The organism is Acidimicrobiales bacterium (genome assembly GCA_036491125.1).
In the GTDB taxonomy this organism is placed as follows: domain Bacteria; phylum Actinomycetota; class Acidimicrobiia; order Acidimicrobiales; family AC-9; genus AC-9.
Genome location: DASXCO010000059.1, coordinates 58,612 through 73,547, shown reverse-complemented (window position 1 = coordinate 73,547; position 14,936 = coordinate 58,612). Strand labels below are relative to the sequence as shown.

Below are 14,936 nucleotides of genomic sequence, written 5' to 3'. Positions count from 1 at the left end.
GCCCTGGTCCTCGGGTCGGTCGATGCCGACGCCGGTGAGGTGGAGGCGCCGATGGGCAGGTCGGAGCGGGATCCGACCCGGATGGCGGTGTCCCGCCGGGGCCGGCCGGCCCGCACGGCCTATCGAGTCGAAACGCGGTACCGGCTACCCGTGCCGGCGACTCTGGTCGATTGTCGACTGGAGACCGGCCGGACCCATCAGATCCGGGTGCACCTGGCCGCCATCGGTCACCCGGTGGCGGGCGATGCCCGCTACGGCGGAGCCGAGTCCCGCTTGGCCCTGGGGCGGCCCTTTCTGCACGCTCATCGGCTGAGCTTCGACCATCCGCGCACCGGAGAGCGGCTCAGCTTCTCGTCGCCGCTGCCCCCCGACCTGGTCGCGGTACTCGCCGAGTTGTCCTAGGCGCGCTGCGCCCGCGACCGGCCTCCCGGGCCGGCCTACAGCCCCGGCCGATAGCCCCCCTGCCCGGACCCTGGGGGAGATCAGGCGGCGAGCAGGAGAGACTCGAGCTCGGGGAACGTGGCCAGCCGGCGGAGGGCGTCGCCCTCGACCTGGCGGGCGCGGCGGACGCCGATACCCAGGCGTCGGGCTGTGTTCTCCAGTGATGCGGGCTGGCCGGTGTCGAGCCCGAATCGGAGCCACAGCACGTCGCGCTCGAGCGGGCTCAGGCTCTCGACCGCCCGTCGGAGCTGCTCACGCCCGATGGCCGAGTCGACCTCCTCCTCGAACGGATCTCCAGCCGGCGCGACTAGTTCGCCCAGGCTCGTCTCCGAGTCCGGTCCCACGGTCTGGTCGAGACTGGCCACGACCCGCGCCGCCTGGCGCAGGTCCGACAGCTGACCGAGTGTGACGCCGGCCGCCTCGGCCAGCTCCCGGTCGTCGGGCTCCCGTCCCAGCTCCACGGCCAGCTCACGACGGGCCGTGTCGACCCGGCGAGCGCGCTCGGCAGCGTCCATCGGCAAGCGGATGGACTGCCCGGTGTTGTGGACCGCCCGCTGGAGGGCCTGACGGATCCACCACGTCGCGTAGGTGGAGAATCGGAAGCCCCGACGCCAGTCGAACTTGTCGACCGCCCGCATGAGGCCGAAGGTGCCCTCCTGGACGAGATCGCCCAGGTCCACGCCCCGATCCTGGTACAGACGGGCCCAGTGCACGACCAGCCGCAAGTTGGCCGTGATCATGCGCTGCCTGGCCTCTTCGTCGCCCGCCTCGATGCGCTGGGCCAGCTCCACCTGCTGTTCGGCCGTGAGCAGGGGATATCGGGCCAGGTCGTCGAGGAAGAGCCCGACGGCATCTCCCAAGGGCGCGGACGACCTACGCGTCGCATCCTTGGTGGCTGTATCCCGTGCAGTAGCGATGATCTTTCACTCCTCTCGAATTCATCCCCACAGACCCAAACACCCCGAGCGCCCTAGCAATTCCGCCCCGGGACTCAAGCCCGCCCGGCCTGCTTGCTCGAGTTTGCCTTGGTCGAGCTGATTGCCGGACCGGCCGCCGCCGCCCCGTTGGCCCACGCGGCCCCTAGGGACCACTTGCTCAGTCTTACCCATTGCGGTTGCATCGCGCTCATGGTTTCCGATCCAGATTCTCCGACCGGGGATGGTGAGTCCGGATCGGGCACACCACGTCGATCACGACCGGCCCGGGACGCCCGCCCGGGAGGCGGGCGCGGTGGGGACGCCCGCCCGGGAGGCGGGACCGGTAGGGCTGCCAGCCCCGCCACGCTCGCCGTCGACATCGGGGGCACCGGGATCAAGGCCTCCGTGCTGGACCCCAATGGGGACATGATGGTCGATCGGGTGAGGGTGAAGACGCCCCATCCCTGCCCACCAGGGGTGCTCGTGGACGCGGTGCTCGGACTGGCCGGGGGCCTCCCGGCGTTCGACCGCGTGTCGGTGGGCTTTCCCGGCATGGTGCGGTCGGGCGCCGTCATCACCGCGCCCAACCTGTCGACCAGCGCTGGCGCCGGCTCTCCGGTCCTGGAGGAGCTGGTGAAGGCGTGGCACGGGTTCGGTCTGGCCGCTGCCCTCCAGGAGCGGACGGGCAAGCCGACCCGGGTGGTCAACGACGCCGATCTCCAGGGCCTGGGCGTGGTGGAAGGAGAGGGCCTCGAGTGCGTGATCACCTTGGGCACCGGGATGGGCAGCAGCTTCTTCCTCGACGGCGAGCTGGCCCCCCACCTGGAGCTCGCCCACCACCCGTTCCGTAAGGGCGAGACCTACGAGCAGCAGATCGGCGAGGCGGCCCGCCTTCGGATCGGCAACAAGCGCTGGAGCCGGCGGGTGGCGGTGGCGGCGGAGACCCTCGAGTCCCTCATGCTGTACGACCGGCTCTACGTCGGCGGGGGCAACGCCAAGCACCTCAAAGTCGACCTGGGGGAGAAGGCCACCATGGTCGGGAACACCGGAGGGATCCTCGGCGGCCTGCGGCTGTGGGAGGCCCCGAGCCGGGATGGCCACCGACGTCGGGCGACGCCCCGACGCCAGTCCTCCTAGTTCACTGGCGGTAGTGCTCGACGGTGCCGGTGTCGCGCTCCTTGGCTTCGTCGGGGTCGAGGCCCGCATGCCGTCGGGCCCGTCGCTGGCGCAGCAGGTCCCAGCATTGGTCCAGGTTGGCCTCCAGGCTGGCGAGACGGCTCTCCTGGGCCTCGTCGAGACCATCATCCCCGGCCGTCTCGAGCAGCGTGTGCTCCTCGCTGACCAGGCCGCCGATGTGCTCGAGGATCTCGTTGTCGTCCACGGGCCCCGGTCTACTCGACCAGCTCCACCGGTGTCACCGTGAGCTCGATGACCCTGTCGTCGCGGAGGAGGCGCAGGACGACAGCTCTGCCGATGGCGTCGCCGATCATCAGCTTCTGAAGGTCGCCGGCCGTCTCGACGTCGTCGTCATCGATGCTGAGGATCACGTCCTTGGGACGGAGCCCGGCCCGGGCGGCGGGGCTCCCCTCCACGATCTCGGCGACTCCGACGCCAGCGTCGCGCCCGAGGACGGCGCTCTGCCGCGGCGGCAGGGCTCGAAAAGCGCCGGCGATGCCGATGTAGGCCCGCCGGAATCGGCCTTCGCTCATCAGGGCGCCGATGATCCGACGGGTCGTGGCGTTGACCGGGACGGCGAGGCCCAGGCCGATACCGGCCACGGCTGTGTTGATGCCCACGACGTGACCGCGGCCGTCGGCCAGGGCGCCGCCGGAGTTCCCGGGGTTGAGGGCGGCGTCGGTCTGGATCACGTTCTCGACGATCCTGGTCGCGCTGCCGGCCCTGGTGGGCAGCGAGCGACCCAGCCCGCTCACCACACCGGCGGTCACCGACCCGGACAGTCCGAGTGGGTTGCCGATCGCCACCACCAGCTGGCCGACCTGCAGCGCGTCGGCGTCACCGAGCACGGCGGCGCTGAGGCCGGAGCCCCTGGCCCGGACCACGGCGAGGTCGGAGAGCCGGTCTGCACCGACGACCTCGAGCTCGAGCTCCCGGCCGTCACTGAAGCTGGCCGTGCCTGTGCGGCTCCCGGTGACCACGTGGGCTGAGGTCAGCATGAACCCGTCCGGTGTGATGGCGACACCGCTGCCGGCTCCCTCGGGCGCCTCGCGGCCGCCCCGCCGGGCGGTACGGCCCACTCGGAGGCTCGCCACCGACGGCAGCAGGTTGGCCGCCACCGACGTGACGACGCGTGAGTAGGCGTCCAGCGGGTGCTCTCCGAGCGCGTCAGGCGAGGTGTCGAGCACGTCGCCAGATGGGATGCGAGGTTCGGTCATCCGCGCTCCTCTCAGAGGTCTCAGATAGTCGTGGGGCCCTCGCCTCGGACCCGGTGCACATGCACCAGGGCGTCGCGAAGGTCGGTCAGCCAGTCGGTCTCGTGTCGTCCCACCAGGCGGACGCACCAGGCCAGGGCGTCGCTGCGGCTGCGGGCCACGCCGGACGCAACCAGGATGTCGAGCACCGCCCGCTCGCCCATGCGCAGCCTGGTCATCACCGGAACGCTCATGGTCGTGAAGAGCTCGTAGGACTCGCCGCAGCGGGCTCCCCACGAGACCTTGCGGCCAAAGGTGTGCTCGGCCTCCTGGGCCGTGTGCATCCTGGCGTCGCGCGTCTCCTCCCGGAACTGGCGGATGTGGGCCACCCTGGTGGCCGCCTTGGCGGCCTCGCTCGCACCCCGCTCGGGGGGAGCCTCGTCCAGGGCGCCGACGATCAGGATCTCGTCGTCGTCGACGTTGACCTCGGGTGAGCCGGCGAACCAGCCCCTCGGTACGCGCTGGACGACCCAGCGTCGGATGTGCTCGGTTTCTGCCTTGGGTGCCATGGACTTACAAGATTACACCGTAGCGAAGCCTCGGCCAGCAGTCGTGTCGAGGGCGGACGAAGGATCGGCTGGCCACACCCGGCCAACAGGGATATTCGGGGGCCCTAACGGAGCGAGCCGATAGCCTTTGACGCGTGGGCGGTCAACGGCGCCTGGACTTGGGGAACGGTTCGTCGGGGCGTCGCTACTGGCAGGCTTCATGACGTCATTGGAACCGGAGCGCCGCGAGGCGCGGGCCGCGTGGCCGACCATGCGGCGCCATCGACCTGGGCCACCCGCCGAGACGTCGCCGGACGACGGCGCCCGGCCAGGCCGAGGGCGGGCCTGGGCGAAGTGGGTCCGCAGGATCCTGGCTGTGGCCATCCTGATCGCCGCCGTGGTGGCCGCGAGCACCCAGACCAAGCGGCTCGAGCAGGGTGCGGCCCTGCTGGAGCACATTCGCTGGGGCTGGCTGGTCGTCGCCATCGTCTTCGAGCTCGCATCGCTCGTCGTGTTCGCCAGGCTCCAGCGCTGGCTGCTTCGCGCCGGCGGCGTGCGCCTGGGCTTCGGTGCGCTGTTCGAGATCACGCTGGCCGGCAATTCGCTGGCGGTGACGCTGCCCGGCGGCGCGGCGTGGGCGGCGGTCTTCGCCTACGAGCAGCTCCGGCGCCGCGGTGCCGACCGGGTCCTCGCCGAGTGGGTGATTCTCGTCGCCGGTGCCCTGGCGAGCTTTGCCCTGTTCTGCATCCTGGCCAGCGGCGTCTGGGTGGCCGGCAGGCAGGGCCCGGTCGCCAGCCTGCGATGGCTCGCCGTTGCCCTCGCTGCCATCCCGCTGCTCGCCGTTGCCGTCGGCCTGGCCGTGCGCTACTCGTCTTGGGCCCGGCGGCAGTGGGCCACGCTGCTGGGGTCGACCGAGCGGCTCGTCCCCGAGGGGAGTCGGATGGCCGCCGTGCTCCGCCTCTTCTGGTCCCAGGTGCGGCGGGTCCGACCGGGGCTCTGGGGCTGGCTGGTGGCCTTCGCGCTCGCCATGGCCAACTGGCTCTGCAACTGCGCCACCCTCATCGCCTGCACCCTGGCCCTCGGCGCCCACGTGCACTGGCGGGGCGTGCTCGTCGCCTACGCCCTGGCCCAGATCTCCGCCAGCCTGCCGATCACCCCAGGCGGCATCGGGGTCGTCGAGGGGAGCCTGACCTTCGCCCTGATCGCCTACGGGCAGAGCGCCAGTGAGGCCGTGGCCATCGTGTTGCTGTACCGCATCGTGAGCTTCTGGGGCGTCGTGCCCCTCGGCTGGATCTCCTGGGGCTACCTTGCCCTGCAGCAGCGTCGGGGCCGCCGCCACGGCAAGCACCATCCGTGGGCCGTGCGCCAGCAGCGGCCCGACGGCCAGACCGACCCGCAGGGCGACGGCAGCCGATCGGTCCAGCAGGCCAGCCCGCCGCTCACCCCCAGGAGGGCGAACTGATGATCACCCTCGTCCGCCACGGCGAGACGGACTGGAGCCGGTCCGGGCGTCATACCGGGCGCACGGAGGTGCCGCTGACCGAAGGGGGGCGTCAACAGGCCAAGCAGGTCGGCATCAAGCTCGCCGATCGGCGGTTCGCTCGGGTGCTCACGAGCCCGCTTTCCCGGGCGGCGGAGACATGCCGACTGGCGGGGATGGGTGAGGGCGAGCCCTGCGAGGACCTGGTGGAGTGGGACTACGGCGCCTACGAGGGACGGACGACCGACGACATCCGCGCCGAGCGACCGGGCTGGCTGCTGTGGCGGGACGGCGCGCCCGAAGGTGAGCGGCCCTCGGACGTGACTGAGCGAGCCGACCGGCTCATCGCCATGCTCCGGGAGATCCCCGAAGACGTCATCTGCTTCTCCCACGGCCACATCCTGCGGACGCTGGCGGCCCGCTGGGTGGGCCTGGGCCCGGAGGCGGGCAGCTGCCTGGCCCTGGATCCCGCCACGATCAGCGTCCTCGGGTACGAGCGGGAGGTACCCGTGATCCGCTTGTGGAACGAAGCTCCCTAGCGGGCAGCGCCGGTCAGGTGAGCGGGGCGAGGGGGGCAGCCCACCCCCGGGATCGGGTGACCATGTCGGCGAGGGTGAAGGAGTCGAGGTGGGATCGCATGTGCTTGCCGACCTCTGACCACACCCCCAGCAGCACGCACTGGCCCTCGTGGTCGCAGGCGCCGTTCTGGTGGGGCGCGCCGAAGTCGCCCGCCACGATGGGGCCGTCGACGGCGCTGACGATCTGGCCGAGGGTGATCTCGTCGGCCGAGCGGGCCAGGACATAGCCCCCGCCCACGCCCCGCTTGGAACGCACCAGGCCGGCGCCCTTCAGGGCCAGCAGGATCTGCTCGAGATAGGGCTGGGGTAGGCCGGTGCGATCGGCGAGATCGCGTACCGAGGTCGGTCCGTCCTCGGCGGTGTGCAGCGCCAGCGACAGCAGCGCCCGGCTGGCGTAGTCACCCCTCGTCGAGACCTTCACGTATTCCATGGTAGGGCGCCTGGGCGTAAGGTCGCTGTAGTGGAGGCCGAGCCGACTCCGAGCGCGATGCGGCCGGATGACGCCGCCCTCGCCGGCGGCCCGCCGCAGCCAGCGCCGTCGGCTCCGAGTCCGGTGCTTCCGACGTATGGAGGACCCTGTCTGACCGGCCTCGTGGGCGCCCTGCTGGACCGTGACCGTCACGAGCCTCCCCCGTGGATCCCCGAGCCGGTGCGGGCGGCGAGCCAGCTGGTCCTGCTGGTGCTCGACGGCTTCGGCTGGGAGCAGCTGCTGGCCCGGCCGCACCTGACCCCCACGATCGGCAGCCTGATGGGAGGACCCATCACCTCGGTCGTGCCGACCACGACGGCGACGGCTCTGACGTCCATCACGACGGGCCTGACCCCGGCGGAGCACGGCGTGGTCGGCTACCGGGTGCACGTGGGCGAGGGCGAGGTGATGAACGTCCTGCGCTGGAGGACCGAGTCTGGAGACGCCCGGACCAAGGTGCGCCCGGCCGTCTTCCAGCCGGCACCAGCCTTCGCCGGCAGGGGGGTCCCGGCCGTCACGCGGGCGGAGTTCGCCAGCACCGGCTTCACCGCGGCCCACCTCGCCGGATCTCCGATCCGAGGATGGCGTATGCCGTCGACCCTGTCGGTCGAGGTGTCTCGTCTGCTGGCGGACGGCGAGCCCCTCGTCTACGCCTACTACGACGGCATCGACAAGGTCGCCCACGAGTGGGGGCTGGACGCCCACTACGAGGCCGAGGTGGCAGCCGCGGACCATCTTGTGGCCGATGTCCTGGCCGTACTGCCGGCCGGCGCGGCCCTGCTGGTCACCTCCGACCACGGTCAGGTGGACGTCGGCGACGACACGATCACCTTGTCGCCCGAGATCATGGCGGAGGTGACGCTGCTGTCAGGAGAGGGCCGTTTCCGCTGGTTGCACGCACGGCCCGGGAGAATCGATCGTCTGGCCGAGCAGGCGACGGCGGAGTACGGCCACGTGGCCTGGGTGCGCACCCGGCAGCAGGTGCTGGCCGAGGGGTGGCTCGGAGGGATTCCCGTTCCCGAGGTCGAGCAGCGCCTCGGCGACGTCGCCGTGGTCGCGCGTGCTCCCGTCGCCTTCCTGGACCCCGCGGACACCGGTGAGGTCAGCCTCGTCAGCCGGCACGGCTCGTTGACCTCGGCCGAGATGTTGGTACCGCTGCTGGCGCTCCAGGCCTGATCCGAGGTAAGGATCGTCTCATGGCTCCTGACACACCCGAAGGTCCCCCGCAGGTGGTCGTCGTGCCTCCGGACGCCAAGGAAAGCGCGACGGCGGAGGCGAACCAGGCATCCGGCGGGGCCGGTGGCTCCGTCGAGTCGACCGAGACGGTCGCCCAGCCGGCCAAGGTCATGCGCATCGGCTCGATGATCCGCCAGCTCCTCGAGGAGGTGCGCCAGGCTCCCCTGGACGAGAAGAGCCGGACCCGTCTCCGCGAGATCTACGACACCTCGGTGCGGGAGCTGAGCGACGGGCTCTCGCCCGATCTGGCCGCCGAGCTCGACCGCATCTCGCATCCGTTCGAGCCCAGCACACCGAGCGAGGCCGAACTGCGGGTCGCCCAGGCCCAGCTCGTGGGCTGGCTGGAGGGACTGTTCCAGGGCATCCAGGCGACCTTGTTCGCGCAACAGGTGAACGCCCGGTCGCAGCTGGACGAGATGCGGCGCCGCCAGCTCCCCCCGGGAGCCGAGGACGCGCCATCCTCCCGGCCCGGTACCTACCTTTAGTCGGACGCGCTGGGTGCGGTGAGGACCGCGGGCGAGAGCGACCCTCGGGCGGAGCCCGTCGCCCAAACGGATCCAGAGAGAGGACCATCCGGGCGGCGAGGTCGCGCGGAAAAGCGATAGGGTGAATGACAGCGGTGTAACTCATCCACAGGGTGTGGACAACGGGGCTCGAGTAGAGGAGGTGCGCGTGGCGGGCGGAACTGGAGGGGACTCGTTCGCGCATCTTCACGTGCACACCGAGTTCTCCATGCTCGACGGGGCCGCCCGGGTGAAGGACCTGGTGGCGGCGGCCGTCGCCGACGGACAGCCAGCGCTCGCCATCACCGACCACGGCAACATGTACGGCGTCCTCGACTTCTACAAGGAGTGCCAGTCCCAGGGGGTCGTGCCCATCGTCGGGATCGAGGCCTACATGGCGGCCACCAGTCGTCACGAGCGGCCGGTGCGGCGGGGCCGGGTGGACGACACCGGTGGTGACGTGGACGGAGGGGAGAAGCTCTACTACCACCTCACGCTCCTGGCCGAGTCCACCCAGGGCTACCGCAACCTCATGCAGCTCTCGAGCGCCGCCTACCTCGAGGGCTACTACTACCAGCCCCGTCTCGACTGGGAGCTGCTCGAGCGCCACCACGACGGCGTCATCGCCACGACCGGGTGCCTCGGAGGGGTCGTCCTCCAGACGCTCCAGCGGGGCGACCTGGCCGGCGCCACGGCGCTGACCGGGCGACTCCAGGACATCTTCGGTCGCGAGAACCTCTTCGTCGAGCTCCAGGATCACGGTCTGGAGCAGCAGCGCAAGACCAACTCCAGCCTGATCGACATCGCCCGCAATCTGGGGGCGCCGTTGCTCGCCACCAACGACAGCCACTACACGCACCGGTCCGACGCGATGGCCCACGACGCCCTCCTCTGCGTCCAAACCGGCGCGATGCGCGACGACCCCAAGCGGTTCCGTTTCGAGGGCGAGGAGCACTACCTGAAGCCGGCGGCGGAGATGCGCGAGCTGTTTCGGGACTGGCCCGACGCCTGCGACAACACGCTCTGGGTCGCCGAGCGTGCCGCGGTCGACATCGAGTTCGGCAAGCCCAAGCTTCCCGAGTTCCCCGTGCCCCAGGAGTTCTCCGCCGGCGGCGGTGAGGCGGCCGGTGCCGCCTACCTTCGCCACCTGAGCATGACGGGCGCCCAGGAGCGGTACGGGCGGCCGATCCCCACGGCGGTGGTCGAGCGGCTCGAGTTCGAGCTCGACGTCATCGCCGAGATGGGCTTCTCGGCCTACTTCCTCGTCGTGTGGGATCTCATCCGCCACGCCCGATCTGCGGGCATCCGCGTCGGGCCCGGCCGCGGATCGGCCGCCGGCTGCTGCGTCGCCTACTGCCTACGTATCGTCGACCTCGATCCCATCCACCACGACCTGCTCTTCGAGCGGTTCCTCAATCCCGGCCGGCGGGAGATGCCCGATATCGACATGGACTTCGACGAGCGCGGGCGGGGCGAGATGATCCGCTACGCCGCCGAGCGCTACGGCTGGGACCACGTCGCCCAGATCGTGACCTTCTCCACCATCAAGGCTCGGGCCGCGGTGCGAGACGCCGCTCGGGTGCTCGGCTATCCCTACGCCGTCGGGGACAGGATCGCAAAGGCCATGCCGCCGCTGGTCATGGGCCGTGACACTCCACTGGGGGCGTGCCTCGAGCGTCAGGAGGGTCAGGAGGACGGCTACAAGATGGCGACCGGTCTCCGGGAGATGTACGAGAGCGATCCGGACGCCCATCAGGTGATCGACGTGGCCAAGGGACTGGAGGGGCTGCGTCGTCAGGCGGGCATTCACGCTGCCGCCGTGGTCATCACACGCGAGCCACTCACCGAGCACCTTCCGATCCAGCGCAAGCCCGATCCCTCCACTGCGGCGGAGGACGCGCCCATCGTCACCCAGTACGAGATGCACGGCGTCGAGGAGCTGGGCCTGCTCAAGATGGACTTCCTCGGCTTGCGCAACCTGAGCGTGATCGAGCGGGCGCTCGATCTGGTCGAGCGCTCACGGGGCCACCGGCCCGACATCGACGCGCTCCCTCCTGACGACGAGGCGACCTTCGCCATGCTCAGGGAGGGACGGTCGGTCGGGGTCTTCCAGCTGGAGGGTGCGCCGATGCGGACGCTGATGCGGTCGCTCGCCCCCAGCCGGTTCGAGGACGTCGCCGCCCTCGTGGCCCTCTACCGGCCGGGCCCCATGGCCGCCAACATGCACAACGACTACGCCGACCGCAAGTGCGGCCGCAAGCCCATCACCTACCTCCACCCCGATCTCGAGGAGATCCTGGCGGACACCTACGGGCTGATGATCTACCAGGAGTCCATGATGCGCGTCGCGCAGCGCTTCGCGGGCTACAGCCTGGCGGAGGCCGACCGGCTCCGTAAGGCCTGCGGGAAGAAAATACGGGCTCTCATCGCCGCCGAGCGGGAACAGTTCGTGGCCGGTTGCGAGCGCACCGGTTACGGCGCGGCCCTGGGGACGGCGCTGTTCGACCTCATCGAGCCGTTCGCCGACTACGCCTTCAACAAGAGCCACTCGTATGGCTACGGCCTGGTCGCCTATCAGACCGCATGGCTCAAGGCCAACTATCCGGTCGAGTACATGGCTGCCCTGTTGACCAGCGTCAAGGACGACAAGGACCGTACGGCGGTCTACCTCGGCGAGTGCCGCGCCCGTCACATCCGGGTGCTGGTCCCCGACGTCAACCTCTCGGCGTCGGACTTCATCGCCCAGCCTGAATCCGAGGACGGGTCGGGTGCCATCCCCTTCGGGATGTCGGCCATCCGCAACGTGGGCGAAGGCCTCGTCGCCCATGTCGTCGCCGAGCGGGAGCGGGGCGGCCCCTACCGCGACTTCTACGACTTCTGCGACCGCGTGGACCCGGCGGTGCTCAACAAGCGAACAGTGGAGTCCCTCGTCAAGGCAGGAGCCTTCGACTCGCTCGGCCACCCGCGCAAAGGCTTGTGTCTCGTCTTCGAACAGGTCGTCGACCGCACCCTGGCCCGGCGGCGGGAGGCCGAACTGGGCATCATGAGCTTGTTCGCGACCATGGACGACGGCGGCGCCGGTGGCGGGACCAGCAACGGCTCCGGGCCAGACGCCGGGGCCGGCGGGTCGACGCTTGGATTCGACGACTCCAGGGTTCCGATCCCCGACGTCGAGTTCGACAAGGCCCAGCGGCTGTCGTTCGAAAAGGAGATGCTCGGCCTGTATGTCAGTGACCATCCGCTCATGGGCATGGAGACGGCGCTGGCCAAGCACGCCGATTGCACGATCACCGAGCTGCGAGAGCTCGCGCCCGGGGGGGCCAACGGCAGTCGGGACAGCGAAGTTCGGGTGGTCGGAGGCGTCGTCACCAACCTGGTGCGCAAGTACACCAAGAGTGGTGACCACATGGCCACGTTCGTGCTGGAGGACCTGGAGGCCACGATCGAGACCTTCGTCTTCCCGAGCGCCATGCGGCAGTTCGGCGCCCTGCTCGAGGAGGACGTGGCGGTGTGTGTCAGGGGTCGGATCGACACGCGCGACGACCAGCCCAAGCTGGTGTGCATGGGCCTCACCCGGCCCCAGCTGGTCTCCGACGACGGTCCGCCGCTGCGAATCTGTCTCCCGCTGCCCAGCCTGACCGACTCGCTGCTGGAGGGCCTCAAGCAGCTGTTGGTCGATCACCCCGGCCCTTCGCCGGTGTTCCTGCACGTGGGGGAGAAGGTGATTCGTCTTCCGGACGAGCTCAACGTGGATGCCCGCTCCGGCGTGGTCGCCGAGGTGCGGGTGCTCCTCGGTCCCAACGCCGTCGTCACCTGAGCGCGACGCTCACAGGGTCGGGCGGCGGCGGTGGTGTGGCCGGCCAGGGGCGGGCCCCGCATGGGACAGATCCGGGCGCCATCCCGTAATCTGGTGGGGAAGTAGTCAAGCACCAGGTCGAATGGGAGTTCTCAAGAGGCCATGTCCATCGAGGTCGACACCAAGGACTGCACCGCGCTGAGCGACGCCGAGCTGGCCGACATGGCCGACATCTGTGCCGACGGCTCGGCGGGCTTCGACGTCGGGTTCCTTTCCAAGCAGCGCGACGAATGGGTGCTGGTCACCCAGGCCCGAGAGGGTGGCAGGCTGGCCGGGTTCTCGTTCTGCACGCTCGAGCGAATCGGCGGGACGCCGTCTCTCCTGGTCGGCCTGGCTTCGGTGAAGTCGACGTCCAAGCGGGAGCAGATTGTCCGCACCCTGATGGGTGACCAGTACCGGCGGGCCCTGCTGGCGTTCCCTGACGAGGACGTGCTGGTCGGGACGCGCATGGCCGATCCCGGCGCCTTCGACGCCTTCAGGGGCCTCGCCGACGTCGTTCCCCGGCCCGAGCACCGCCCCACCGGCGAGGAGCGGGCGTGGGGTCGTCGCCTGGCCAAGCGCTTCGGCGCCGACGGGCGCCTCGATGACCGCACCTTCGTCCTCGGTGGTACGGGCTCGCCGGGCGGCGTGCTCGAGTATCGCAGCCTGAAGTCGGGCCCCGCCGACGTCGCCGCCTTCTTCGCTCCGTTGACCGAGAAGCGCTACGACTGCCTCGTCGCCTTCGGGTGGGCCATGGCCGAGGACCTGGCCGAAGGACGGCTGGGCCGATGAGTCCACCCGACTCGTAGCGCGCGGCGGCGGGGGGGAGTCGTGAAACTCGGACTGGTGCTCGGTGCCGGTGGAGTGGTCGGCCTGGCGTACCACGCCGGCGTGCTCCACGCCCTCGAGGAGGAGGGAGGGATCCGGCTGGCCTCGGCCGACCTGATCGTGGGCACCAGTGCTGGAGCGGCCATCGCCGCCTACCTCCGCAGCGGCTGGTCGACGGCCGACTTCTGGAACGAGGCGCTCGCCCCCGACGGCGCCGAGCGTGATGGATGGGGAGACATTTTGGCTCCCAACTTCGCCTCACCGCTCGAGCTGGTGCAGCGAGGCGTCGGGTCGGCATACGTGCTCAGCCGTTCGGTGCTGCGTATCCCCGTCCCGGCGGTGCCGGTCGTGCTGAGGCGGGCGTTCCCCGGCGGGTTGTTCGCCATGGCCGAGGGTCGGGACAGGCTGGAGGCCGAGCTGCCAGCGACGTGGCCGACGGAGCCCCTGTGGCTCTGTGCCGTCGACATCGGTAGCGGCCGGCGGGTCGTGCTCGGCCGTGACGCCGACACCCGCGTCGACCTGCCGCGCGCCGTCCAGGCCTCCTGCGCCATACCGGGGATCTTCCCCCCCGTCCGGGTCGGCGATCACGTGCTCGTCGACGGGGGCGCGCACTCGACCACCAACCTTGACCTAGCCGCGAAGGCCGGTTGTGATCTGATCATCGGCGTGGCGCCGCTGGCCTACGACCCCGCCGGGGCGCCCGGGCCCGTGGTCCAGCTGGCTCGCAGGGTGCCGGCCCGGGCGCTCGCCCAGGAAGCCGGCGCGGCCCGTCGACGGGGCGCCGAGGTCCTCCTCCTGCGGCCGACGGCGGCCGAGGTGCGGGCCCACGGCATCAACCTCATGCGAGGCGCAGGTCTCGACCGCACGGCCCGAGATGCGTACGAGTCGACGGCGCGCAGTCTGGCCACCGATCGATTCCGCGGGGCCCTCGCCGCCCTCACGGCCTAGACGTGTTGCCTGGGGCCGTTCCTTCGGACCGGCCTCCCGGGCCCTCGCCGCCCTAGGTGCCTGGAGAACGCCAGGCCCGGCTGGTCATTGGCGGGGGAGCACGGCCACCAGCGTTTTGTAGCAGTGGCCGTTGCGCGGTGGGGCGAGCGCCACGAGCAGGTAGTGGGGCCGATGGCCGAGGGCGTGGGAAAGCGCCCGGCCGGCGAGACGGACCCGACGACCGTCGGCGAAAGCAGTGGACAGGCGGGCGTCATCGACGGGTAGGTGGTGCAGGCCGGCATCCCATTGGAATCGGGCCCACAGGGTGTCGTCGGGCTGACGCCTGGTGACCGTCAGGCCATCGTCGGGCGTGATCAGGGCCAGCGACGGCCGGGTGCCGTTCAGGGTCCAGTACGGGGTGGCCGAGGCGGGGAAGCCGAGCAGCGGCTCACCCTTGGGCGCGACGAGGGCCCGCAGATATCGCTTCACTCGTCCGCGGCGAACCCGGCGGGCCGGTCGTGCCGGTCCGGCCATGGTGACCGCCTCGGGCTGCGAGAGGTCGCTGGCGTGCTCGTTGGCCGCCAGCTCGACCTTGATCACGTCCAGGATGTGGCTCGGGGCGGTGTCGGTGTCTGTGGAGCCGTGCGCCCGCACGAACGCGCCCGAGTCGACGTCGACCGCCAGATACTCGTCGGGGCGCTCGGCCAGGACCAGGAGCCGGAGCTCCGCCCCGGCGAGGTCGAGCCGGGGCGACGAGAGACCGGTACGACTCACGGCCCCATCATGCCTCCGGTTGCCTGTGCGT

General features: G+C 70.7%; 15 protein-coding genes. 9 read left to right on the top strand and 6 right to left on the bottom strand.

The annotated features are described in order from the left end of the window. The coding region (locus VGF64_04715; GenBank protein ID HEY1634038.1) for a pseudouridine synthase at positions 1-402 on the top strand (402 nt) is incomplete at its 5' end. An 80-nt stretch (positions 403-482) separates the two neighbouring features. Here VGF64_04715 and VGF64_04710 read toward each other — a convergent pair. Continuing rightward, entirely contained in the window at positions 483-1,301 is an 819-nt protein-coding gene (locus VGF64_04710; protein ID HEY1634037.1) for a sigma-70 family RNA polymerase sigma factor, read from the bottom strand. A 267-nt stretch (positions 1,302-1,568) separates the two neighbouring features. Here VGF64_04710 and VGF64_04705 point away from each other — a divergent pair, with 267 nt between their 5' ends. Then, positions 1,569-2,495, top strand: a complete 927-nt coding sequence (locus VGF64_04705; GenBank protein ID HEY1634036.1) for an ROK family protein — start codon at positions 1,569-1,571, stop codon at positions 2,493-2,495. A gap of 1 nt (position 2,496) precedes the next feature. Here VGF64_04705 and VGF64_04700 read toward each other — a convergent pair whose 3' ends face one another. Genes VGF64_04700 through VGF64_04690 form a run of 3 tightly spaced genes read right to left on the bottom strand, consistent with a single transcriptional unit; the run spans position 2,497 to position 4,296 of the window. Further along, on the bottom strand, positions 2,497-2,739 hold the full coding sequence (locus VGF64_04700; GenBank protein HEY1634035.1) for a DUF2630 family protein: 243 nt from the start codon (positions 2,737-2,739) through the stop codon (positions 2,497-2,499). A 10-nt stretch (positions 2,740-2,749) separates the two neighbouring features. Continuing rightward, positions 2,750-3,751 (bottom strand): trypsin-like peptidase domain-containing protein, encoded by a 1,002-nt coding sequence (locus VGF64_04695; GenBank protein HEY1634034.1) that lies wholly within the window; start codon positions 3,749-3,751, stop codon positions 2,750-2,752. Between the two features lie 20 nt (positions 3,752-3,771). Next, entirely contained in the window at positions 3,772-4,296 is a 525-nt protein-coding gene (locus VGF64_04690) for a hypothetical protein (protein HEY1634033.1), read from the bottom strand. Between the two features lie 199 nt (positions 4,297-4,495). Between VGF64_04690 and VGF64_04685 the strand changes: the two genes are divergently transcribed. Together VGF64_04685 and VGF64_04680 are read left to right on the top strand one after the other, a co-directional pair. Continuing rightward, a complete protein-coding gene (locus VGF64_04685; GenBank protein ID HEY1634032.1) occupies positions 4,496-5,737 on the top strand; it encodes a lysylphosphatidylglycerol synthase transmembrane domain-containing protein in 1,242 nt (413 codons plus the stop codon). Continuing rightward, on the top strand, positions 5,737-6,294 hold the full coding sequence (locus VGF64_04680; GenBank protein ID HEY1634031.1) for a histidine phosphatase family protein: 558 nt from the start codon (positions 5,737-5,739) through the stop codon (positions 6,292-6,294). The genes VGF64_04685 and VGF64_04680 overlap by 1 nt, the downstream gene beginning before the upstream one ends. A gap of 13 nt (positions 6,295-6,307) precedes the next feature. On the opposite strand, the gene VGF64_04675 is transcribed toward VGF64_04680, so the two are convergent. After that, positions 6,308-6,754, bottom strand: coding sequence for an Rrf2 family transcriptional regulator (locus VGF64_04675; protein ID HEY1634030.1), 447 nt, complete (start codon positions 6,752-6,754; stop codon positions 6,308-6,310). A 132-nt stretch (positions 6,755-6,886) separates the two neighbouring features. Between VGF64_04675 and VGF64_04670 the strand changes: the two genes are divergently transcribed. From VGF64_04670 to VGF64_04650, 5 genes are all read left to right on the top strand, one after another. Then, positions 6,887-7,978, top strand: a complete 1,092-nt coding sequence (locus VGF64_04670) for an alkaline phosphatase family protein (GenBank protein HEY1634029.1) — start codon at positions 6,887-6,889, stop codon at positions 7,976-7,978. A gap of 20 nt (positions 7,979-7,998) precedes the next feature. Further along, the gene (locus tag VGF64_04665; protein ID HEY1634028.1) at positions 7,999-8,523 is read left to right on the top strand and encodes a bacterial proteasome activator family protein; all 525 of its coding nucleotides are present in this window, start codon (positions 7,999-8,001) and stop codon (positions 8,521-8,523) included. Positions 8,524-8,710: 187 nt separating this feature from the next. Next, positions 8,711-12,358, top strand: coding sequence for a DNA polymerase III subunit alpha (gene dnaE, locus VGF64_04660; protein ID HEY1634027.1), 3,648 nt, complete (start codon positions 8,711-8,713; stop codon positions 12,356-12,358). A 141-nt stretch (positions 12,359-12,499) separates the two neighbouring features. After that, positions 12,500-13,168: a hypothetical protein gene (locus VGF64_04655; protein HEY1634026.1), complete on the top strand. Its 669-nt coding sequence runs from the start codon at positions 12,500-12,502 to the stop codon at positions 13,166-13,168. 39 nt (positions 13,169-13,207) lie between these two features. Beyond that, positions 13,208-14,152 carry a patatin-like phospholipase family protein gene (locus VGF64_04650; protein HEY1634025.1) on the top strand — a complete coding sequence of 315 codons (945 nt, stop codon included), beginning with the start codon at positions 13,208-13,210 and terminating at the stop codon, positions 14,150-14,152. Between the two features lie 84 nt (positions 14,153-14,236). Here the strand turns inward: VGF64_04650 and VGF64_04645 are convergent, their stop codons facing one another. Beyond that, positions 14,237-14,905, bottom strand: a complete 669-nt coding sequence (locus tag VGF64_04645) for a hypothetical protein (protein ID HEY1634024.1) — start codon at positions 14,903-14,905, stop codon at positions 14,237-14,239. Positions 14,906-14,936: the final 31 nt, after the last annotated feature.